Source organism: Streptomyces erythrochromogenes, from assembly GCF_036170895.1.
Taxonomy (GTDB): domain Bacteria; phylum Actinomycetota; class Actinomycetes; order Streptomycetales; family Streptomycetaceae; genus Streptomyces; species Streptomyces erythrochromogenes.
Genome location: NZ_CP108036.1, coordinates 8,037,210 through 8,058,849 on the forward strand (window position 1 = coordinate 8,037,210; position 21,640 = coordinate 8,058,849).

The following is a 21,640-nucleotide window of genomic DNA, read 5'->3' on the forward strand; positions in this document are numbered from 1 at the left end:
GATCCGCCTGGCGCATGAGCAGGGCCATCACGCATGCGGCCACGCCGTGAGTGGCTGTCATGGCCCACGCCGCGCGGTGTGAGGTGTGCCAGATCTCCAGTGCACCGTCGTGCACGTGCCCGTGCAGGGACAGGGACAGGGACAGGGTCCCGTGCAGGAGGAGCTGAGCCGTTCCGGTAGCCGCAAGTACGTGCAGAGCAGGCACGGACGGACGGACCGCCGGCCATGAAAGAGCGAAGACGGCCAGTGCCCCGACCGTCGTCCGCCGCCAGGAAACCGAGTCCTGCGAGGCGAGGTGATGGCCCACCACGGCCAACGCCGAGCTGAGCAGTGCGAACACGACAGCCCGCAGCAGGCGTCCGCCCCGCCACGTGGGCTGTGGACGCGAGCGCATCCCTGCACGGGCTCCGGCCATGTCGTGGTCATCATCCATCGCACGCAGGTTCGGCCAGACCCCAACTGTCAATTGCGGAGCACTTTTCCAGCTCCGGGTGGTCCAGTTCGCCGACGAGGCCTCGGCCCGGGCCCGCGGGTGTGGCACAGGCCTCGTGGACACCGCTACCGGAGCATCAGCCAGGTGCTGTACCGGCGAGCGCCGCATCGCGCCCAGCGGGTGCGCGCCGCCGGCGTCGTTCAGGCAGACCTCGGTGTGGACGGTGGACGGGCGTCCGCAGGTGCGGCCGCGAGCAGCCACGCCCATCGGGCCGGCGCCGAAGCGCGGGTGCGAGGGCGGGCCGATACCGCACAGGTCGACACCGGGCAGCTGCTCGGCGGTGACTCACGTGTGGTAATCGGCGGGGTCCACGCCACCCTCGGCGGCCGGCTGCCACAGGGGGACGTTCTGGCCCTCTTCATCGGCTCACAGAGGAACGGCCCCGGCACGGCTGGGCTGCGAGCGCTCCTGGCAGGTGGCACCTGGATGGCTGCGGAGCGTTTCGCGCGCCGCAGCGCCGGCCTCGCCGCCTTCGGCACGCCTCATCCACGGACGAGGAGAAGAGCAACACGGCGCGCCGTCAGGCGCCTGACCGGTTACGGCAGATCAGTCCGTCGCCTCGCGGACGTCCTCTCCCCGTTCGGCGAACGCCTTGAAGTCCTGCATGTGCTGTTGCGACTGCTTGCGGAAGGCGCCGGGCATCAGAAGTGCCACCAGCTTCATCATGAAGCCGCTGAACCGGTATTCGTTCTCGCTCTCCCAGAGCGTCGTTTCCGGGCCGGATTCGGTCAGCCGGTCGCGCACGGCGCTCCACATGCCCTCGCCGACGATCTCGCGGTCGAAGTGAACGACGGTCGTTTTCGGGATCTCGCGCAGGTCTGCCGGTTCCCGGCGTGTGATGGTCTCGGTGCACTCGAGCTTTCGCTGGCCCATCTGCATCACGATCCGCGACGTGGTGCCGACCTGCCCGTGCTCCCCGCTCAGCGGTTCGTGCAGAACCAGGCCCCGCAGCCATTTCGGCAGCTGGGCCGGGTCGGCGAGCAACTGGACCACCTCCTCCCGCCGCCGGACGATCTCGATGGAGACGGTGTATTTCATGGTGCGCATCATTTCCTTTGAGAAAACGTGCTTTTGTGCTGCTCGTCGTGTTCCTCGGCTGAGGGCACTGCATTCCTGCCCGTAAAGTAAAGGGTAGCGAGGTACGGGGCGAGTATCTCCAGTGCCTCTGCCTGTCGGCCCCGTTCGCCGAGTAGTTGTGTTCACTCCCGCGCGCGCAACCACTCCCCATGGTGGGCTCAGAACGCAGTGAACGGCGGCCGCTGGGCGACGGCATCGACAGTGCTCCCAGGCGGCGGCGCCACGCAGGAACCTTGGGGTCCGGGTCGGCGATCACCTTGTACGAGTAGTCGATGTGTGTGTTGCATGCTCGGACGGTGCGCCCTGTGACGGTCGTCCGGGCGCGCAGGAGGATACGGTCCTCTAGGCCGGGACCCCGCCGGCCCGGTGGGCGGCCGCGGCGCGCTTCGGCACGTAGGCCCACAGCGCGACGCCGATGAAGATCGCCTGCTCGGGGACCCTGAACCACAGCGGTGTCGCCGGCTCTCCGTTGAACGGGATGTGCTCGACGGCCGCGTGGATGTTGGCCGGGAGCATCAGGACGAACAGCGCGGCGAGGCCGAGCCCGGCCGCCGGCCGGGTGGCCTCCCGGACGAGTCCGGCGGCGCCGAGGAGTTCCAGGACGCCGGTCGCGTAGACCGCGAGGCGGGGGAACGGCACGAAAGTCGGGACCATCGCGACCAGGTCGTGGTGGCCGGGCACGGGGCCGAGGGAGGACGGGACGAAGTGCGCGCTCGCCGTGAACACCAGCATGACTGCGAGGCCGTGCAGGACGGACACCCGCCAGGTCGCGAACCGCTCGACGCCGAACGCGCCGAGCAGCCGGAACAGCACGCTGGGTACGGCGATGAGCATGAGTGTGCCGAACATGGGAGGAGAATCCCTTCACTGGGTGGGTCTGCCGGTCGCGTTCGGGCGGGGTGCAGGTGCCATGCCGGGCATGTGCACGGACAGAAGCGTTCCGCCGTCTCCGGCTGACGCCGACCCGACCTGACCGGCTCAACACCGCGCCCGCCCGCCGGGCGCGGCCGAGCCGTCACCGGAGGACGGTGATCCCGATCATGCGCGCTCCGATCTCCGTGCGCGGGCGTTGCGCGCCGCCCGGCGCGAACACCACGTGGCTACCCGCCGCGGGGCGTCGGCCGCAGTCGATGAACTCGCGGACAGCACGTAGTGGCGTCCTCGGCCTCGTGCACGTCCGCTCGGACCCTTGCGCACCCGGGGCGAGGGCGTACACGCACCCACGCGCCCACTCCGTGCCGGGCGAGCGCCTGCGGACGATCTGTACGACGTCGGGTTCTTGAGTCACGAAGATCATGCTCGCGGCCGATCCGCCTCCGCCCCAGAGTCAGGATTGACATGCGGAGATACTTTTCTGCCATGAGTCTTCACCGCGTGGTGTGTCTTCTCCTGCCGCCGCAGTCCACGTTCGAGCTGGCCTGCGCAGCCGAGGTCTTCGGCCTGAACCGGCCCGGCCTGCCCGCCCGTTACACGTTCGACGTCTGCACCGAGCGGCCCGGACCCCTGCCGACGCTGGCCGGCTACGACATGGCGGTCACGCACGGGTTGTCGGCCTTGCAGCGCGCGCAGACGGTTCTCATCCCCGGCTGGGTGCAGCGCGCGAGCGCTCCCTCGCCCGGCGTCGTGGACGCGCTACGGCGGGCGCATCGCCGTGGCGCCCGTATCGCCGCGTTGTGCTCCGCCGCCTTCCTGCTCGCCGAGGCCGGACTGCTGGAGGGTCGCAGGGCGACCACTCACTGGCGCTTGGCCGACGAACTCGCCGCGCGGCATCCCGGGATCCAGGTCGAGCCGGACGTGCTCTACGTCGACCTGGGCGACATCGCCACGAGTGCGGGCACGGCCGCGGGCATCGACCTGTGCCTGCACCTGATCCGCACCGACCAGGGCGCCGCCTACGCGAACCAGGTCGCCCGGCACATGGTCATGCCGCCCCATCGTGAAGGCGGCCAGCTGCAATACGCCACGCACCCCCTCACCGACCGCACCCCCGACTCCCTGGCCCCGGTCCTGGACTGGGCCGCGGAGCGTCTGCACGAGCCGCTGTCCGTCGACGACCTGGCCGCGTTCGGGGCCGTCTCCACGCGCACGCTCGCCCGCAGGTTCGCCGAGCAGCTGGGTACGAGCCCGGGCAACTGGCTGCTGCGGCAGCGGGTGATGGCGGCCCGGGCCCTCCTGGAGGAGACGGATCTAGCCGTCGAGGCGATCGCGGCCAGGACCGGCCTGTCCTCGGCCGCCAATCTCCGCCGGCGCTTCCACGCGCTGGTGCACACCACGCCCGCCGCCTATCGCCGCTCCTTCCGGCACGAGGCGTCGGGAACGCGCACGCGGGGCTCCGACGCGGCCCCCGCATGACCGGGTGCGGTGCGGCGCCTGGTCCAGTTCCCACTGGCGATGACGCTGGGGAAAGAAGGCGACGGAGCAGGCGGCGTCGTGTCGTGCGAGGCAGGTGAGGATGCCGGTGCCGACGAGGATGCCGAGCACGGGCAGGAGTGGGCTGGGTCGGCCCGACCGGCCAACTGGCGTGCGCAGCCACGGGTGAGCGTCCCGCCCCTCGGTGCAGCGCGCCTGCTCAAGCGCCGTCGATGCGGCCGAGCAACGCCTCGGCCTCGGCGGTGCGGCGGTGGTCCGGGCCGAAGGCGGCCAGGCAGGCGTCTCGGGCGGCCGCGACCAGCGGCCGGGCCTCGCCGGCACGCCCCAGGCCGAGGAGGGCGGTGGCCGTGGCCAGCTCGACGGCGCCGGTTTCCGGGCGGAGCTGCTCCTGGGGCAGACGACGGCGCAGGTCGTCGGCGCGCTCCGCCTCGACGAGAGCCTCCTCGTGGCGGTCCTGGCCATTGAGGCTGCGGGCCAGACCCAGACGCAGGACCAAGGTGAAGCGGTCCGGTGCGCGACGGGCGGCAAGTGCCTCGCGCGCCAGCGCCTCCGCTTCCGGGTGGCGGCCCAGCGAGGTGAGGGCGTAGACCTGCCCGTTGCGGGCGGCCGTTGCTATGAGGAGCATGTCCGGTCCTGTGCCGCGGGCTGCGACCCGGGCGACGGCCGCGCACTCTGCCTCGCATTCGGTGTGCCGGGCCAGTGAGCTCAGCGCCTGAGCGCGGTCCGAGCGCAGTTTCAGGGTCTGCGGGTGTTCGGGGCCGAAGGTCTTTCCGAAGACCGGCAGCAGTGCGTCGTATGTGGTGACGGCATCGGCATGGCGGCCTTGAGCGCCCGCAGCGAGCGCGGCGATGCCCAGTGCCAGCGGCGCGTACGTGTCGTCGCGCGGCCGGGACCGAGCCGCGGCCACGGAGCGTGCCTCGGCCTCCGCCTCGGCATAGCGCCCCGCCTGGTACAGGGCCGTGGCCTGGGCCAAAGGGTTGTTCGTCGTCTGACCGGCTTCATGTCGGCCACGCCACCGAAAGAGTTTCATGCCCGGAGCATACGAAGGCTGCGAACCCCCGCGCGGCAAGGGCTGGTGCGTGGGTTCGAGCCCACGGGGGCCAACTCAGAGACCGACCCCGGCCACACGGACACTCACGCCAGGCACTATCCGGTGGGCGGATGCAATAGTCACCGCGCAGAGCCGCCTTCTGACAGGCTGCTCGCAGCCCCGTGGCGCTGCCGATCGCGGGCAGGACCTGCTGCCGTCGCGTCACCCGTGCAGTCTTCGCGGGCCGTGCGGCACTGCGCGGGACGCCGGCTCCAGCCGGGCCCGGCACCGACCGGCCCGCACTATCGCAGGCGAGGAGCTCCAAGCAGCTCAGCCGGGGCCTTGCTTGACGAAGCCGAGGCGGTCGCCGACCCGCAAGCTCTCGGTCGCCGTCAGACCGATCGCCCACACGCCGGCCTTGCCCTTATTCGCAGCCGATGCCGTCGCGGACGTGTGACCTGTAGCGATGCCACCCGCATGGCCCCGTTCACAGTCGGTCCGGACCGGCCCGAGGAACCGGACCGGACGGAGACGTTCGACGCGCGGGCGTGCTCCATCCGTCAGGCGTCGAAGCGCTGCCGGGAGGCCTCGATGTGCCCGATGTAGCGGTGGGTCCAGCCGCACAGCCCGTCGATCGTCACCCGCAGGGCCTGGCCCGGCTCGGTGAGGGTGTATTCGACCCGTGGCGGCACGACGGGGTGCACCGTCCGCTCGACCAGGCCGTAGCGCTCCAGCATGCGCAGGTTCTGGGTGAGCATCTTGTGGCTGATGCCCTCGACCTGATCGCGCAGTTCGCCGAAGCGCAGGGTGTGGTCCCCCAGGGTCTCGATGATCAGGAGTGCCCACTTGTTGGCGACGTCCGAGAAGATCTCCCGCGCCAGAGAGTCCGCGCGCCGCAGGTCCGCTTCGTCGGGCAGGCCTGTGTACTGCTTGGTCACCATGAGGTTCCCCAGTCACTGAAAAGTGCGTTCTTCCATGTCAGCGGCCACTCTCCTACGGTTCCTGAGTAACCACAAGAGAGCGAAAGCGGCGTGCTCCATGGAAACGAGCACGCGGGAGCTCATCGCAAAGGGAGACACATCATGGCCATCACCCTGGTAAACCCCGACGGACTGCCGCAGATCGACGCGTACAGGCAGGTGTCGATCGCGACCGGGTCGAAGCTGGTCTTCGTCGCCGGGCAGGTCGCCTGGGACGTCGGCGGCGTCACCGTCGGCGAAGGCGACCTCGCCGCTCAGGTCGAGCAGTGCTACCTGAACGTCTCCACCGCCCTCGCCGACGCCGGCGCAACCCTCGACGACGTGGCCAAACTGAACGTCTACGTCGTCGACTGGACCCCCGACAAGATGCCCCTGCTGATGGAGGGAATCGCCCGGGCGGCCGCGAAACTGGGGACCGTACCGGTCCCTCCGGCCACGCTCCTGGGCGTGGCGGCCCTGGACGTACCCGAGCACCTGGTCGAGGTCGAAGTCACCGCCGTCATCGACTGAACGGGTGCTCCCACGCCTGGCCGCCGCCGTACAGACGCACGCCGGAACCGCGGCGCCGGCCGTGGGCGGCGACACGGACCGTCGGCCGTCCCCGCTATTGCGCGCCGCGCGGCGGCAGCCGCCGGGTGATCCGGTCGAACAGCTCGGTCAGAGGCTCGCCGAGGTCCCGGCCGAACTCGGTCAGCCCGTAAGTGACTTGGGGCGGCGTCGTCGGCTCGACCTCCCGCCAGACCAGGCCGTCCTGGACCAGCGTGCGCAGGGTCTGGGCGAGCATCTTCTCGCTGATGCCGTTGATGCTCTCGCGCAGCTCGTAGAAGCGGAGGTCGTTGCTGCGCAAGGAGATCAGCACCCAGATGCCCCACCTGCTGGTCACGTGGTCGACCACATTGCGCGCGGGGCAGTCCGTGTGAAACACGTCATACCGCTGCACCGGCCCGGTTTGGTTGAGCTGCGCGCTTTCCACCATGGGATGAGCTTACCCGGAGGTATGTCCTTACCAATGGTTAGCCCGACTCCTAGCGTCAAGGCCGAAGAGGACTTCCGACGAGGAGCTGATCATGATCGTGGTGACCGGGGCTACCGGGAACATCGGCCGACCGTTGACGCAGGCGCTGGCGGAGGCGGGCCAGAAGGTGACGGCTGTCTCGCGGCATACGGCGCCGGTGCCGGACGGCGTCCGCCACGTGGTGGCCGACCTCACCGAGCCGGCCGGCCTCAGGCCTGTGCTGACCGGGGCGCAGTCGCTGTTCCTGCTGCTGTCCGGCGATGTGCACTCCGCCGGAGCCGGCCCTGCCGACATCATCGGCGAAGCCGCGGCCGGCGGGGTCCGCCGGGTCGTCCTGCTCTCCACGCTGGGCGTGGCGACCAGGCCCTTCGGCCCGACGAGGATCGCCATGCGCGCGCTGGAGGACACACTGCGCGGGTCCGGCCTGGAGTGGGCCGTCCTGCGGCCCGGCGGCTTCGCCTCCAACGCTCTGTGGTGGGCCGAGTCCGTCCGCGCGCGGCAGACCGTTGCCGCGCCCTTCGGCGACGTCGGTGTGCCGATCATCGACCCGGCGGACATCGCCGCAGTCGCGGCGGCCTGCCTGCTGGACGACCGGCACAGCGGCAGCGTGTACGAGCTGACCGGCCCGGAGGTCATCACTCCCCGCCAGCAGGCGCGGGCCATCGCCGCCGCGCTGGGCTCACCGGTGACGTTCCACGAGCTCACCCGGGACGAAGCCAAGGCCGCCATGAGCCAGAGCATGCCGGCAGAGCTCGCCGACGACACCCTGGACATCCTCGGTTCCCCGACCCCGGCCGAAACGCGCGTCAGCCCGGACGTCCAGCGGGTCCTCGACCGCGCCCCGCGCCCCTTCGCCGACTGGGCTGCCCGCAATGCCGCCGCGTTCCGCCGAGACTGACCAGCGTTGCCGAAGTGGCAGTTGCGGCAGCCTCGACCGTCGTGACCAGGGCTGGAGACACCGGCCCGGCGACACACACCGGCTGAACCCATGGCCGCCTGGCACCCGGCCGGCATGACGCAACCGCCATGGAGGAGGGGCTCGATGCGGTTGCGTCACGTCACGGCGGCCGGCGATCCCGGGCTGGGGACAGCGCTTTGCGGGTGGTCGAGCCGGACGACTGCCTCGACGAGAGCCATGTTGCGGATCTCGGTCGGGTCGGCGCTCTCCCCATCCCGTGGCCCGGCATCGTCACCCCGTTCCTGCTCGTGCTGCGCAGGGCCCGGTGGCCGTCGCGGGCGGGGCCCGGCCGGTGGCTCGAAGCGGTGGCGCCGGCGTTCGGTACGGTCTTCGTCACACTGCTGGCGACGCGCGCGCCCGAGGCGAACCTGCTCTTCCTCGTGTCGCCGTTCCCGATCTGGGCGGCGTTCCGCTTCCGGCTGGCGGGCGCGGCGCCGTGCGCGCTCGTGGTGTCGACGCTGGCGATCATGGCTGCGGCCGCCGAAAGAGGCCCGTTCGCCAGTGCCGACGTCTTCGAGAACACGGTCACGCTGCAGGCCTTCAACGGTACGACGGCGCTGACGGCACTCCTCCTCGCGGCCGTCATCACCGAACGCGACACGACGCACGAGGAGATCAAACGGGTCCGCGCGCGGCTCGCGGAGATGGTGTCCCGTATGGAGCCGGGACCCGAGTCGTACGAGCACCCGCCCGAGAACGACACACCGCCATGACACCCGGCGGGGCATCAGCCCGCGCCGGTGAGCGCGCCCGCCAGGCCCGCGGCTACGAAGGCGGCCGCCATCAGGTGGGAGATCGACGGGGAGAAGCCGGGTCGGGCTTGGGCGGCGGGGTCGGGCGGGGTGTCGGGGCTGGGTGGTGCGGGTCGGTCGGGTGCGGCGACGTGGTGCGGGAGGATGCCGCGGTGCCAGAAGAGGCACAGGCGCTCCCAGTGCGCTCGTTCGTCGCCGTCGCCGACGGGGCGCCCCACCGCCTCCAGCAGGTGCCCGCGGTACAGGTCGAAGGCCACGCGCAGGTGCTGTCCGTAGACGACGGCCCTCAGCAGGGCGCCGCGGTAGCAGGCCCACGCGGCCAGTCCGCCGCCCCACAGGCACAGCAGGAACAGCGGCGTCGGGGCGTGTACCGCCCACAGGTACCCGGCGCCGCCGACCGCGAGGACGACGGACAGGAACGCCGATGCGAGCAGTGCCGTCAGACCCGTCCGCGCCGCACCCAGCACGGTCAGGAAGGTGTCCGGGAGCAGAGGGTGCAGCCGGGGCCACACCAGGGCCGCGTCGATGCCGTAGCGGAGGCGGGGGTAGAGCTCGGCGGCCTTGAGGGCGTTGCCGAGCCGGGTCGGCATGATGTCGTCCGGGCGGGTGCGCGGGGGATAGCGGTCGTGTGTGGAGGCATCGTCCGCACGCCGGACCAGGTGCCGGTGGTGGCCCCGGCCCAGTCGGCCGAGGGTACGGCGCACCGGCGGGCTCCAGTAGCCCTCCGCCAACCGGATCAGCGCCGTCTGGGCGTTGCCGAGCGCGGCGGCCACGCAGACCAGGGCGAGGGCGAACCCGGCGACCACGAGCACCTTGGACTCCCACGACCCCTGGCGCCACGCGTGCAGCGCGTCGTGCGCGGAGCCTCGGCCGGTCGCGACGACGAGCAGTGCCAGGCAGCAGAACACGAGGCTCGGCAGCAGCACGCCGCGGACGGAACGCCGCCCGGCCACGCCTGTGAGTTCACCGAGGGTGGCGCTGAACATCCTTCACCGCTCCTGCGGATCGAGGGGATGGCCGTCGTCGCTCGGACACGTCGGCGGGTAGTCGGGGTCGTACAACGTGACCTGGTTCAGCTGCCCGCAGCGGCACAGGACCCTGGCGACGGGGACGCCGACCACGCCCGCCAGGACCGCGTCCTCGGGGTGTGCGAGGTCGGACCGCGTACGGCCCGCGGGGACGTCCGCGCCGGTGGCGTGGCGTGCGATCGTCGGGTGCTCCAGGACGCCCAGAATGCCGGAAGTGTCGATCACCACGGCTCCGAAGGGGTTGAGCGGGAGCAGGGTGACCGCTTCGCCGGTCAGCAGCTCGTGCAGGCTGAGGCCGGCGGGCAGGAGCACGGCGGGGTGCAGGCCCCCACCCCCAGCCCCGCCGGCGCCGGGCGCCGGGCTGCCCGGGGGAGCGGCGCGGCCCAGGCCGGTCGGCACCCCGGCGGCGTCCAGCGCCACGACGTACCCGTCCGTCGCCTCGTCGGGACGGGTGCTGACGGGGGCGAGCGGAAGCTCTTCGAGGGTCATCGCCAATCTCCTACCAAGGTGAACGGAGCCCAGTAGTACGGGTGATCGAAGGCGGGCAGGTGGTGGTCGCGGCGTGGGGACGCGTAGCGGGCGCGGTTGCGCAGCATGAGCATCCGGTGCCGATGCGGAGATCCGGCGGATGCCTCGGCGAGGCGGGCGTCGATCTCTTCGAGGGCGCCGGTGACATCGCCGGCACGCAGGCGCAGGCGGGCGATGTCGTGGCCCAGGGAGTGCTCGGAGTCGGGATCGGCCGTGCGCCGCCGCTCCCGTTCGCAGTGCTCCAGGGCCTGTTCGAGGCTCATGGTCCGCAGCCGGTGCCTGGCGGCGGACAGCGCCGTCGCGAGGGGGCTGCCGTGCTTGAGCCGCTCGTAGAAGTCCTCCATCAGCAGCGCACCGGCGACATCGTCCACCCACCACCTGGTCACGAGGACGGACCGGGCTCCCGCGTGCAGGAACTGCCGTGTCAGCCCCATGAGTTCATTGCCCCTGCGCTGTTCCTGGACGCCCGTGTCACAGCCGCTGAGCACGACCAGGCGTACGTCGAGCCGTACTGTGAGCAGGCCCTCGGCGGTCAGCTCCCCGTCGGCCAGGAGGATGCCCGACCTGGAGGGCCGTTCCCTGTCGAGGCGGCAGTGGCAGGCCAGGTGCACCACGTCGTAGCGGGCACGTGAGAGCCGCTCCCGCAGGGTCTCCAGGGTGGCCGACGCGCCCAAGTGGACCTCGGTGGCGGGGAGGACCGCCCGGATGGCCCGGGCCTCGGCCCGGGCATGCGCCAGGTCTCCCCGGGAATCGGCCAGGACCAGCGCCGCCCGTGTCCCGCTCCCCTCGACTGCGGCGGGGCCGAGCCTGTACCGCATGAGCGACGCGCTGGGCGTACAGCTCATCGGGTTGCGCTCACCCCAGGGGAGCCCCGCGACGGTGACGGCGTGGAGCGGCAGGTCGTGCAGCGGGCCCTCGGGCACCAGCCACAGCACTTCACCCGGCCGTGTGTGTTCGGCGAGGGCGCGGGCCAGCGGCTCCAGTTCGGTGATCCAGGGAGGCGCCTGCTGCCCGACGTCCGGCCTCTGCGGCAGGAGGGATTCCGCCGTCAGCCGCAGATCCACGACCACCGGCTCGGGCCGGTCCCGGCGCACCAGCAGGACGATCGTACGGGCGCCGGCCTGGACGAACTCGCAGAGCACCTCACCCGGTTCGAGCATGTCCCGCAGCTGCGCGTACTCCGCCGGCGCGCCCCGCCGACCGCTCACGTACGCGGCGCCGGCCGCTCCGGTCGCCTCCATGGCGCGCCAGATCTCTTCGAGCCTCGCGCGTTCCACCTCGCCCCAGTAGGGGTTGAGCACGGAGAAGCCGTACGGGCCGCGGGAATCGATCCGGTCGCTGTTGCGGACGCTCTTCAGCAGGCCCTTCTCCTTCTCCTGCAACTCCCGCAGCTCCGCGGGTAGATCGGCGTGGTGGGTGCCGCCCAGCGTCTGCAGCATGAGGCGAGCCCGGCCCCGCTCCGCCACGTCCAGTGCCGTCGTCAGCGGTACGCCGGGTACGCGGCGGTCGACGATGAGGGCGACGAGTTCGGCACAGGGCTCAGCGAGGTCGAGATCGATGCGCAGATCGGCGTCGGCGACACGATCGCGTGCGGTCTCGACCGCGGCGACGAGGGCGATCAGGTGGGCGTACTGCTCGGACCAGTTGCGGGAGCGGGCCGCGGTCCGGGCCAGTAATCGGAGCGCGGCCGTCTGCTGGGCCAGGTCGTTCGCCGACCGGGCGACGTCGAGCACGTCCATGGCCGCGCGCCGGGCGACGTCGAGGGATCCGCGCGCGTAGGACCGCTGCGCGTCCGCCATGGTCTGCCGGAGGTCGTCGCCGAGGGGCAGGCGGTACTTGCCGGCGAAGCCCCGGTAGGCGCTGGGGAACGTCACGTCGGGCTGTCGGCCGAGCAGGTGCGCGGCGTTGTCGACGCGCTGCTCGACGTGCCGCACGAAGGCGATCTCCCGGTGGTGGACGGAGAGGAAGGGAAGCCAGCTGGGCAGTTCCTCGATCAAGGCGGTCGCCGCTCCCGGCGGCAGGGCGGTCAGCCGCCGGCCGTCCCCGCCCGAGCCGCGGTGCGGCCGGCCCGCGACGCCCTCCACGAGCTCCGCGAGCCGTTTCACGGCCGGCGGCAGGGTGGCGCGGTCGCCCATCTCGTCCACCTCGGCCAGCGCCTCGGCCGGACGGGCCAGTTGGAAGGCGAGGAGGTCGGCGGTGAGGCACCGGGCAGCGGCCGCGTTCAACGGGAGACCGGCGGCGGCGAAGAGCCGGGCCGCGTACCTGCGGTTGCGCACGGCATTGTCCGACAGCCCGGTCGTCACGCTCACTTCGGCCCGTGCCATGGCCGTCATGGCGGCTACGGTCTGCCACGTCGTGAACAGCCGGCGGCGCTCGGGCTCCGGGATCTCCGACCCCGCCCGGTGCTGGAAGAGGGCCTTCAGGGAGTCCGCGTACGCCTCGGCCGTGCTCACCCACGGCTCGGCCTCCGCGGTGGGCGTGGTCGCGTTCGCCTGCCAGGTCCTCACCACGACGTCGTAGCCGACGGAGTCCGCCAGCACCTCGTCATGGCGCAGCATCAGTTCCCAGGGGGCCAGATCAGGCCGTCGAGGGCGACGGATCACCGAGTCGTACGCCCATGTCCCGACGGCGCTCGCCTGTACCCAGGGGACCCGGAACGAGGCCTGGAGCGGGAGGCGCAGTGCGTCGACCACCCTGAGCTGCCAGTCCCCGGTACGGGCCGCGTACCCGGAGAAGACCACCTCGGCAGCCGTGGCCGCGATGGCGGGCAGCAGCAATCCCCGTGCGCCGGGGTGGGTGACCGCCAGCAGCGCCGCGCCCCAGCCGCATCCCAGCAGCCGCCGCAGCACCCAGAAGGGCTGCAGCCGGTGTGACGGAACGCCGCGGACGTCCGGCCACATGCGCCACTCCTGGAGGCAGCCGAGCGCCGTGACGAGGAGCAGGGCCGAAGCCCAGCCCACCGAGGCCCGGGATACCGCACCCCCTTCCGACCCGGCGCCGCCGAGCCAGTCCCCGGGCCACAGCGCCAACGCGCCGCCGGACAGCAGGAGGACCAGAACCCGCTTCAGGCGCTCCCGTCCCCTCAACAGCCGGACGGTCACGCGCAGCCGCAGGTCGTAGAGGACGCCCCGCCCTAAGAGCAGCAGGGCCAGGACCAGCCCGGCGACGCCCGAGGCGGACGGATCACGGGACCAGAGGAGCAACGGGAACGTGCCGACTGCGAGGTGGAGCAACCGACACAAGTGATCTCTGAGGTACGGCGGCTGGATCACGCCTGCGCGGGTCTTCCAGACCCCTCGCCCCCCGAGCTGCAAAGCCTCACTCCCTGTGCGTGATCGTGGACGGACGGTGCGGAAGGGAGCCTAGCGGCCTTCGAGCGGTGCGTCCGCACCTGTGCACCGGATTCACCTCTGGGCGATGCCGGCGATGTGCAGTGCGGCGCGGCATGGTCGAGGGCGGGCAGGGCAGGTGCAGGGCATCTGGTGCGTCGATCCACGGGCGGTGACATGCGAAGCGTAGGCGTGGAAGAAGAGCTGCTGCTGGTGGACCGGAACAGTGGTGCCCCACTCGCCGTCTCGGGGGCCGTGCTGGCCGCCGCGGACCGCCTGGCCTGGCAGCGCCCCGGTGCATGCGGCGCAGGGGAGCACGAATTCGAGAAGGAACTGCAGAAGGAACAGCTGGAGTTCGCCACCAAGCCGGTCACGGAGATGGGCGAGCTCCAGGAGGAGATCGTTCGGATCCGCGGGGAGGCGGCCCGACATGCGGCGAGCGCCGGCGCCGTGGTGGCGGCGCTCGCGACATCGCCGCTACCCGTGCAGCCGTCGCTCAACGTCGGCCGGCGCTACCGGTGGATGGGCGAGCAGTTCGGACTCACCGCGCAGGAACAGTTGACCTGCGGGTGCCACGTTCATGTGTCGGTCGCATCCGACGAGGAGGGCGTCGCGGTCCTGGACCGCATCAGGCCCTGGCTGGCCGTCCTCATGGCGATCAGCGCGAACTCGCCGTTCTGGCAGGGCGAGGACAGCGGCTACGCCGGCTACCGCAGCCGGGTGTGGAACCGGTGGCCGTCCGCCGGACCGGTCGAGATCTTCGGATCCGCCGACCGCTACCACGAGCAGGTCCGCGCGATGATCGGCACCGGGGTGCTGCGCGACGAGGGCATGATCTACTTCGACGCCCGCCTGTCGGCCGCCTACCCCACGGTGGAGGTCCGGGTCGCCGACGTCTGCCTGGACGCCTCGACGCCTGTCCTGCTCGCCGCTCTCGTCCGCGGCTTGGCGGAGACGGCGTCCCGCGCCTGGCAGGACGGGCAGCCTCCGGTCAGGGTCAGTACGAGCCTGCTGCGCCTGGCCTCCTGGCGGGCCGGCCGGTCGGGCTTGGACGGCCCCCTGCTGCACCCCGAAACCATGCGGGAGACGTCCGCCGAGGCCGCCGTCGAAGCCCTGTACCGGCATGTGCGCGAGGCGCTGCAAGATCACGACGACGACGAGCGTGTCCGCGAAGCCATCGCCCGACTGCACGAACGGGGGAACGGCGCCCGCACGCAGCGACGCCTGCTCGCCGAGGGGCGGACTCTCGCGTCCGTGGTCACCCGGTGCGCGGAGATGACGACCCAACCCTGAGACGTCGACCCTGGACCGCGCCCGGGGCCGCCCGCTGGCCCAGGGCGGGTGCGGCCTCGGAGTCGAGGGAGGCAGACATGCCCGCACGCAATCCGGAAGCAGGCTCGCGCAACACGCCCGCCCCACCCTCTTCCTGGCCCGCGCCAACACCCTGGACCGGTGATCGGGCCCAGGCGGCAGGTTTCGGGCGCTGAGGTCAGCGCCCGCCTCGAAGGCGCCTGAGCATTCCGCGGGCTTGATCCCGCTTGCGCGGGTCGGAAGCCGCACGCCGCAGCGAGGAGATCGTCCGCTGCCCCTGCGGGCTGCGGCTGAACTGCTTGATCTTTGCGAATAGTCCGGACACAAGCCCTCCCAGAGTGGTCGATCGGATGCTCCGCCGTGTGCCCAGGGACTCGCCCTTCAAACGGTCGGACGTGCCCTGCATGTCGACGCCCGCGGTCAGGGTGGCCGACGCCGGACGCTCAGTGCGGCTCGACCCAACCGTGCCGGACGGCGTGCGCGCCGAGCTGCATCCGGCTGCGGACTCCGGCCATGTCCATGAGATGACGCAGGCGCCGGTGCAACGTGCGCGCCGACAGGCCGAGCTGTGCCGCGGCCGTCAGGTCCGTCAGGCCTGCCAGGAGCAGCCCGAGGATCCTGCGGTCGAGCTCGGTCGGGCCTTGCGGACCGACCTCGACGGTGGATTCGGCCTTTCCGCCGGTGGCCGACAGCGCGAGCGGGTGGGCGGTCCGCCATACCGTCTCGAACAGGGCGTCCAGCGCGTCCAGCAGGCCGCTGCGGTGCAGCAGCAAGGCGCCGGGTTCCCCGTCCGGTGTGACCGCGAGGGGGACGAGACCGAGGTCGGCGTCGGCCAGCACGAGTTTCATCGGCAGCTCGTCCGCGACACGGAGCTGCACGCCCCTGCCCAGCGAATCGATCGCGTCGTCGACGATGCCCGGCTCTGCCAGGACGGCCCGGTCCAGTACCGCCCGGAACTGCACGCCACGGCCGAGGGCCACCGGCTCGGCCGTGTTCTCGTCGGGCGGCAGGGCGACGAACGGTGCGGTGATGAAGGAGCGGACCTGCGTGCGGGCCGCCTGCTGCACCTGGAGGAAGCGGTGGCGGATGGCGTCGGCGCCCGTGACGACCTCGATCAGATCGTTGATGCTGCTCACGGTCATCGCCGCCCGGTGCTCCTCGGCGAAGGCCACCAGGGCGTGCTCGGCCATGCGCAGCCCGTCCCGCCGCTCGCTGATGAGAGCGCCGAGAGCCACGGCCGGCGGCGCGGCCGTGAAGCGGTCGTCCGCCGACCTCGTGACCAGCCCCCACCCGACCAGACGGGACAAGACCGTGGCGACGTGGGCATGCGGGACGCCGAGCTCGTCGCCCAGCAGGGGCGCGGTGGAGTTCGGCCGTCCGAGCAGCGCCCGGTAGACCCGCTCGTCGTCGGGGTCGAGGCCCAGAACATCCAGCATCGGCGACCGACTCTCTTCCGCTTGCCGCAGCGGGGAGAGTATGCGCCATGGCGGCAAACCCTGAACAGTCCCAGGTGGGAGCAGGTACGAGAGGGAGGGCCCCGGGGCGTCGCCGCCCCGGGGCCCGACAGCGCGGTTCATCGCAGGCCGTATGCCCGGATGATCTCGTTCTTGACGCTGAAGCCGCTGTCCGTCCGGGCGCTCGCGCGGACCGAGACGAAGCCGCCGGACTTCTTGGCCGTCCTGAACGAGCCCGTCCAGCGGCCGTCGGCCCCCTTGGACACGGTCACCTTCTGCCAGGTGGCGCCGTCGTCGTAGGAGACGTCCAGCGCCACGGTGGTGACGGTGCCGGGTACGGTGCCGGCGCCCATCGACACCGGCTTGAGCGTGATCCTCTGGGTAGCGTCGGCCTTGACGTCACCGTGCAGGTCCGACTCCAGCCCGTAGTCCAGGTTCAGCACCGGGAACGGCTCGAAGAAGTCCGAGTCGACGGTGTCGGACAGGAACGTCCACTCGGTGTGGGTGCGCGTCGACAGCCGGAAGAGGTCACCGGGCCGCTCGGCGTCGAGGACTGCCCGATAGGGCAGGTTGCCCGCCGGCACCTCCACCCACTGCATGTCCGTGCTGTGCGGATTGTCGTGGATCAGCCGGTCGCCCTGGAAGACCTGCAGACGGGTCGGCGTCTCGCCCCACGGCAGGAAACCTCCCAGCCGCATGGTGTCGCTGGCTGAAGCCCACGCCTGCACGTTCCAGGTCATGTGGTTCTGCCAGCGGGAGTTGTACACACCGAAGGACTCGCTCTGGCCGGGACGGGTCGCCGGAGCGAACCAGTCCAGCCGGGTGGTGCTGCCCTTGGCGTACGTGTTGTCGCCCGACACCATCACCCACGGCAGGGCCGTGTCGACGCCCTGCGCGTGGAACTCCCTCCAGACCTGGCCCGGGGTCACCCACTCGGTGCGGGTGCCCGGGTGCCACTCGCGCTCGGGGAAGTTGACCGACGGGCTGAGGGTGAAGTCGGACCGGTAGCCCTCCGCCGAGCGGCCGTTCGCGGCCGAGTAGTAGCGGGCATCGATGCGGGCGAGGTCGTCCTTGGCCGGCCTGTAGACCAGGGCCCGGTCCGGAACCCGGCCGGGATACTCCCGGGTGAGGTCGTACACGAACGGCGTGTACTCGGTCTGCTCCGCGGTGAGCCTGGCGCTGCCGGTCCTGGCCATCGCGACCAGGGCCTTGCCCGCGTTGCGGTGCACGGAGGCGACCGGGATGTCCGATTCGCCGACGTACTCCATCAGCCCGCCGACACGGTCGTTGACCACGACCAGCGCCTTCGCACCGGCCGCTGCCGCGGCTTCGGCGCGCTCCTGCGGCGAGACCTCGTCGCTGCGGTCGATGACGACGACCTTGCCTTTGGCCTTGACCTTCTTGTACGCAGCCGCCGCGCCGTTGCCCGCGTAGACGGCGTCCAGCGTGTCCCGGGCGGTGCCCAGTGCGCTGCCCGCCTGCACCAGTGCCTCGAACCGGAGCCGGCCGCCCGGTGTGCTCAGGCTGAGCTGCGGTTCGCCCTTGCGCCACCGGGTGGTCAGTATGAACTCGCCCTGCTCCATGGGTTGCGTCGGCGCGACGTAGACGTCGTCGTACGTCGGCGGCACCACGTACGCGCTGCGGTAGTCCATGAACGGGTCGAGGCCCTTGTAGTGGACGTTGAAGTCGACCTTGCGCTGCCGGTCCTCAGTGCGCTGCGGTGCCTCGGTCTGCAGGAGGCGTGCCGTGCTCGCGTCCAGGACCACGTCCGCGGAGCGGTCCTTGAGTACGGTCTCCGGGTCGACCAGCACGGCCAGACCCGAGCGGTCGGCCCTCTCGCCCGCCACGTCGAGGTACGCCGCCGCGGTGTACGTACCGGGTGCCATGCGCATGGTGGTCGAGCCGTCGACGTAGAGCGACCAGGGCCAGAAGTCGCCGGCCAGGTTGACCGTGACCCACCCGGCGGCGGGCTTGCCGTCCCGGCCGACCAGCTTGATGTTCAGGTCGTAGCGCTCCTCCTCCTTGAGCAGCGCCACGGACGTGCGGGTCACCGGCTGCCCGGTGGCGGCGTCGGTGGCCGTCACGTAGCCGGAGTGCCGGCCGGGCGCTGCGGCTTTCGGGTCACCGGTCACCGGGACGGCGGCAGTGCCGTGCGCCGGGACGGTCACCCTCGTCGCTCCCAGAGCGAACGGGCTTCCGACGGTCTGCGCCAGGTGCAGGGTGACGTCGGCGGCACCGGTGTTGGTGAAGGCCAGGTCCTTGGTGACGGCGGCGTCGCTCGGCTCGTGCGGCCATGTGTGGTTGCCGAAGAAGAGCGATCCCGTCGCGCGGACCGTGGTGCGCACGGCGGCGGCCACGTCGAGGCGGCCGGTGCCGACCTCGTACGGCGAGTACCCGCCGTCCAGGCCCTTCGCGGTGCTCGTCAGGTGTTCCTTGAGCTGCGCGCCCGTCCAGTCCGGGTGCTGCTGGGCCAGGACCGCCGCCGCGCCGGCCACGTGCGGGGTGGCCATCGAGGTGCCGCTGAGGGTGCGGTAGGGGCCCTCACCACCGTCGGTCATTTCCTGCGAACGGGCCGCGGTGATGTCCACGCCGGGCGCCGCGATGTCCGGCTTCATACCGCCGGAGTGGGCCAGCGGGCCGGTGCTGGAGAAGGGCGCGAGCCGGTCCTGCTTGTCCGTGGCGGCCACGGTCAGGGCCGAGGCGGCCGCGCCCGGCGCGGAGATGCTCTCCGGGCCGGAGTTGCCGGCGGCTATGACGAACAGCGTGCCGTACTGCGCGGACAGTGCGTCCACCGTCTGCGACATGGGGTCGCTGCCGTCCGTCGGGTAGGAGTCGCCGAGGCTCATGTTGACGACGTCCGCACCGGACTCGGCGGCCCATTGCATGCCGGCCATGACCCAGGAGTCCTGGCCGGAGCCCTCCGTACCGCCGAGGACCTTGCCGACGAACAGGTCGGCGCCGGGGGCGACTCCCTTGTCGGCGCCCCCGGAGGCGGCGCCCGAACCGACGATCGTGCCGGCGACATGCGTGCCGTGCCCGTTGACGTCGGTGACGGCTTCGCCCGGCACGAAGCTCGCCGTGCCGTCGATCAGGCCGGCGAAGTCGGGGTGGTTGACGTCGATGCCGGTGTCGAGCACCGCGACCTTGACGCCCTTGCCGTCGTACCCGGCCGCCCAGGCCTGGGGTGCGCCGATCAGCGGCACGCTCTCCTTCAGACTGGCCTTCACGCGACCGTCGAGCCACAGCTTCGCCACGCCCTCGCCCAGCGACGGGCTGCCCTGCGGTGCGACGGTGGTCCAGAAGGTGCGGGCCTGTCGCTTCTCGGTGCTGAGCGCGGCACCGTCGATGCCCCCCAGACGGCGGGTCAGCTTGCTGCCCCGGGGAGCCGTCGGCTCGCCGGCCGCGCGGGACTTCGACCGGGTGTACGTCGCGATCAGCGGTACCGAGGCCGACTTCGCGTCGTCGTAGCCCATCTCGATCAGGTCGGTGACGTTGAACAGCCGTCGATCCAGCTTGTCCGTGCCCAGCAGCGGCGCGGCCTCGTCCGGGACGACGAACAGGTCTCCCTTGACCTGCTGGATCTTCACGCCGCCGACGGCACTGTCGGGCCGGTCGACCTCGGCGGTCTGCTTGCCGTCGGCCATCGTGGTGACCGTGACGACGTCGCCGGTTACCAGAGTGACCTTGTGGGTCGCCGAAGACTTGGCGGGAACGGTGGGCTTGCTCGGAGCGGCTTGAGCGGGCGCTTGCAGGACCGCGAGCGCCGACGCCAACAGCGGCACCGCGGCGGCGGCCGACAGCAGTTGCCGGCGCCGGCGCCGGAGGGCGGAAGCATGAGAGGGGGAGGACATGCCATGGGTCTATAGGCCCGGTCGCGCCGACGTGAAGGCCTGCCGACGGCAAGACCTCGCCATGGCAAGGACTCGCCAAACCGATGGCCGAACGGGCCAGGCGCCTCTGTCGACCGGGCCGAGCCTGCACGACTCCGATCGGAGGGTGCATAGGGTGACGCCATGTCTGCCATTCTGAGTTCCGCAAAGGCCGCTGCCGCGCTCCGTACATCGGCGCGCGTTTCCGCCGAATTGCTGGTGGTCCTGGTCATGGCGGCGGCGGCCCTGTGGCTCCTGAGCCGGATGTGGTCGGTCGTCTGGCCCCTCATAGTCGCCCTGTTCCTCACCACCCTGACCTGGCCCCTGGCCGAATTCCTGCGTCGACGGGGGTGGCCGCCCGCGCTGGCGGCCTCCGTGGTGACCGTGCTGTCCCTCCTGGTGGCCGCGGGCATCGTGGCGCTGATCGCCGTTCCCGTGGCCTCCCAGTCGGGCGAACTGGCCGAGGGCGTCACCGAGGGCATCGAACGACTGCGGGAGTGGGCGGCCGGGCCGCCGCTGAACATCGGCGACGACCAGATCAGCGGTGCCTCCGCCGCTGCCATGGACCGCCTCCAGAACAGCGTCGGCAGCGCGGTCTCCACCGTCGTCACGGGGGTGAGCACCATCTTCAACGGCCTGATCACCGCGGTCCTGGCGCTCTTCCTGATGTTCTTCTTCCTCAAGGACGGCCCCCGCTTCCTGCCGTGGCTCACCCGCCAACTCCCGGGCCGCCTCGCCACCGACATCCCGGTCGTGGCCACGCGCGGCTGGCAGACCCTCGGTTCGTTCGTCAGGTCCCAGGCCTTCGTCGGCCTCCTCGACGCCGTCTTCATCGGCCTGGGCCTGTGGATCGTAGGCGTACCCCTGGTGCTGCCGTTGGCAGTTCTGACCTTCGTCTCCGCGTTCGTGCCGATCGTGGGCGCCTTGTTCGCCGGTCTGGTGGCGGTGCTCATCGCGCTGGTGTCGAACGGCCCGACGGACGCGCTGATCGTCCTGGCCATCATCGTCGCGGTGCAGCAGCTCGAAGGAAACGTGTTCCAGCCCATGATCCAGAGCCGCAGTCTCGGTCTCCACGCGGCGGTGGTCCTGCTGGCGGTCACACTGGGCAGCAGTCTGGCCGGCGTCGTGGGCGCCCTGCTCGCCGTACCGGTGGCGGCACTCATCGCCGTCGTCTGGAACTACCTGCGCGACCAGCTCAGCGAACCACCGCACGAGCCGGAAGCCGGTGAACGGCTTCCCGCGGCTCCCGCCCCGTCATAGGACCGCGGCGCGGCGGGGCACTGCTGGTGGCCGTGCCCCGGCCGCCGGCAACCGCCCCCGGCCCTGTCGAAACGCCCTTCGGCGCGCCGCTGCCAGGTCGGCTCCGCCGCAGCGGTGCGGTTCCCCCGATCGGGCGAAACAAGGCTTGCGGAGGTGACGTCTTGCCGCCCGGTCGCATGCCCTTCC

At 71.6% G+C, this 21,640-nt stretch carries 16 protein-coding genes; 6 read left to right on the forward strand and 10 right to left on the reverse strand.

The genetic code is table 11. The features are described 5' to 3' along the window. Positions 1 to 1,039: 1,039 nt before the first annotated feature. Positions 1,040 to 1,531 (reverse strand): SRPBCC family protein, encoded by a 492-nt coding sequence (locus OHA91_RS36960; protein ID WP_328740846.1) that lies wholly within the window; start codon positions 1,529 to 1,531, stop codon positions 1,040 to 1,042. Positions 1,532 to 1,912: 381 nt separating this feature from the next. Then, complete coding sequence (locus OHA91_RS36965; RefSeq protein ID WP_328740847.1) at positions 1,913 to 2,419, reverse strand: DoxX family protein; 507 nt, start codon at positions 2,417 to 2,419, stop codon at positions 1,913 to 1,915. Between the two features lie 510 nt (positions 2,420 to 2,929). On the opposite strand from OHA91_RS36965, the gene OHA91_RS36970 reads away from it, so the two are divergent. Further along, positions 2,930 to 3,922 carry a helix-turn-helix domain-containing protein gene (locus OHA91_RS36970; protein ID WP_037632553.1) on the forward strand — a complete coding sequence of 331 codons (993 nt, stop codon included), beginning with the start codon at positions 2,930 to 2,932 and terminating at the stop codon, positions 3,920 to 3,922. 217 nt (positions 3,923 to 4,139) lie between these two features. Here the strand turns inward: OHA91_RS36970 and OHA91_RS36975 are convergent, their stop codons facing one another. Both OHA91_RS36975 and OHA91_RS36980 read right to left on the reverse strand, forming a co-directional pair. Then, positions 4,140 to 4,913 carry a tetratricopeptide repeat protein gene (locus OHA91_RS36975; RefSeq protein ID WP_308289122.1) on the reverse strand — a complete coding sequence of 258 codons (774 nt, stop codon included), beginning with the start codon at positions 4,911 to 4,913 and terminating at the stop codon, positions 4,140 to 4,142. A 617-nt stretch (positions 4,914 to 5,530) separates the two neighbouring features. Beyond that, on the reverse strand, positions 5,531 to 5,911 hold the full coding sequence (locus OHA91_RS36980) for a winged helix-turn-helix transcriptional regulator (protein ID WP_031151753.1): 381 nt from the start codon (positions 5,909 to 5,911) through the stop codon (positions 5,531 to 5,533). A gap of 141 nt (positions 5,912 to 6,052) precedes the next feature. Between OHA91_RS36980 and OHA91_RS36985 the strand changes: the two genes are divergently transcribed. Further along, positions 6,053 to 6,460, forward strand: coding sequence for a RidA family protein (locus OHA91_RS36985; RefSeq protein ID WP_266504820.1), 408 nt, complete (start codon positions 6,053 to 6,055; stop codon positions 6,458 to 6,460). A gap of 94 nt (positions 6,461 to 6,554) precedes the next feature. Here the strand turns inward: OHA91_RS36985 and OHA91_RS36990 are convergent, their stop codons facing one another. Continuing rightward, positions 6,555 to 6,926, reverse strand: a complete 372-nt coding sequence (locus OHA91_RS36990; RefSeq protein ID WP_031151755.1) for a winged helix-turn-helix transcriptional regulator — start codon at positions 6,924 to 6,926, stop codon at positions 6,555 to 6,557. A gap of 91 nt (positions 6,927 to 7,017) precedes the next feature. Between OHA91_RS36990 and OHA91_RS36995 the strand changes: the two genes are divergently transcribed. Together OHA91_RS36995 and OHA91_RS37000 are read left to right on the forward strand one after the other, a co-directional pair. Next, positions 7,018 to 7,863 carry an SDR family oxidoreductase gene (locus OHA91_RS36995; protein ID WP_266504817.1) on the forward strand — a complete coding sequence of 282 codons (846 nt, stop codon included), beginning with the start codon at positions 7,018 to 7,020 and terminating at the stop codon, positions 7,861 to 7,863. 128 nt (positions 7,864 to 7,991) lie between these two features. Beyond that, a complete protein-coding gene (locus tag OHA91_RS37000) occupies positions 7,992 to 8,636 on the forward strand; it encodes an MASE1 domain-containing protein (protein WP_328740848.1) in 645 nt (214 codons plus the stop codon). A 14-nt stretch (positions 8,637 to 8,650) separates the two neighbouring features. On the opposite strand, the gene OHA91_RS37005 is transcribed toward OHA91_RS37000, so the two are convergent. Genes OHA91_RS37005 through OHA91_RS37015 form a run of 3 tightly spaced genes read right to left on the reverse strand, consistent with a single transcriptional unit; the run spans position 8,651 to position 13,464 of the window. After that, on the reverse strand, positions 8,651 to 9,661 hold the full coding sequence (locus OHA91_RS37005) for a hypothetical protein (protein ID WP_031151758.1): 1,011 nt from the start codon (positions 9,659 to 9,661) through the stop codon (positions 8,651 to 8,653). A 3-nt stretch (positions 9,662 to 9,664) separates the two neighbouring features. Next, on the reverse strand, positions 9,665 to 10,192 hold the full coding sequence (locus tag OHA91_RS37010; RefSeq protein ID WP_328740849.1) for a hypothetical protein: 528 nt from the start codon (positions 10,190 to 10,192) through the stop codon (positions 9,665 to 9,667). Continuing rightward, positions 10,189 to 13,464 (reverse strand): CHAT domain-containing protein, encoded by a 3,276-nt coding sequence (locus tag OHA91_RS37015; RefSeq protein WP_328740850.1) that lies wholly within the window; start codon positions 13,462 to 13,464, stop codon positions 10,189 to 10,191. Before OHA91_RS37015 ends, OHA91_RS37010 begins: the two co-directional genes overlap by 4 nt. 273 nt (positions 13,465 to 13,737) lie before the next feature. Between OHA91_RS37015 and OHA91_RS37020 the strand changes: the two genes are divergently transcribed. Continuing rightward, the gene (locus tag OHA91_RS37020) at positions 13,738 to 14,853 is read left to right on the forward strand and encodes a glutamate--cysteine ligase (protein WP_031151761.1); all 1,116 of its coding nucleotides are present in this window, start codon (positions 13,738 to 13,740) and stop codon (positions 14,851 to 14,853) included. Between the two features lie 461 nt (positions 14,854 to 15,314). Here the strand turns inward: OHA91_RS37020 and OHA91_RS37025 are convergent, their stop codons facing one another. Continuing rightward, positions 15,315 to 16,307, reverse strand: coding sequence for a helix-turn-helix domain-containing protein (locus tag OHA91_RS37025; RefSeq protein WP_266504804.1), 993 nt, complete (start codon positions 16,305 to 16,307; stop codon positions 15,315 to 15,317). A gap of 137 nt (positions 16,308 to 16,444) precedes the next feature. After that, the gene (locus OHA91_RS37030) at positions 16,445 to 20,176 is read right to left on the reverse strand and encodes a S8 family peptidase (RefSeq protein WP_328740851.1); all 3,732 of its coding nucleotides are present in this window, start codon (positions 20,174 to 20,176) and stop codon (positions 16,445 to 16,447) included. 162 nt (positions 20,177 to 20,338) lie between these two features. Here OHA91_RS37030 and OHA91_RS37035 point away from each other — a divergent pair, with 162 nt between their 5' ends. Continuing rightward, entirely contained in the window at positions 20,339 to 21,454 is a 1,116-nt protein-coding gene (locus OHA91_RS37035) for an AI-2E family transporter (protein WP_031151764.1), read from the forward strand. Positions 21,455 to 21,640 lie beyond the last annotated feature (186 nt).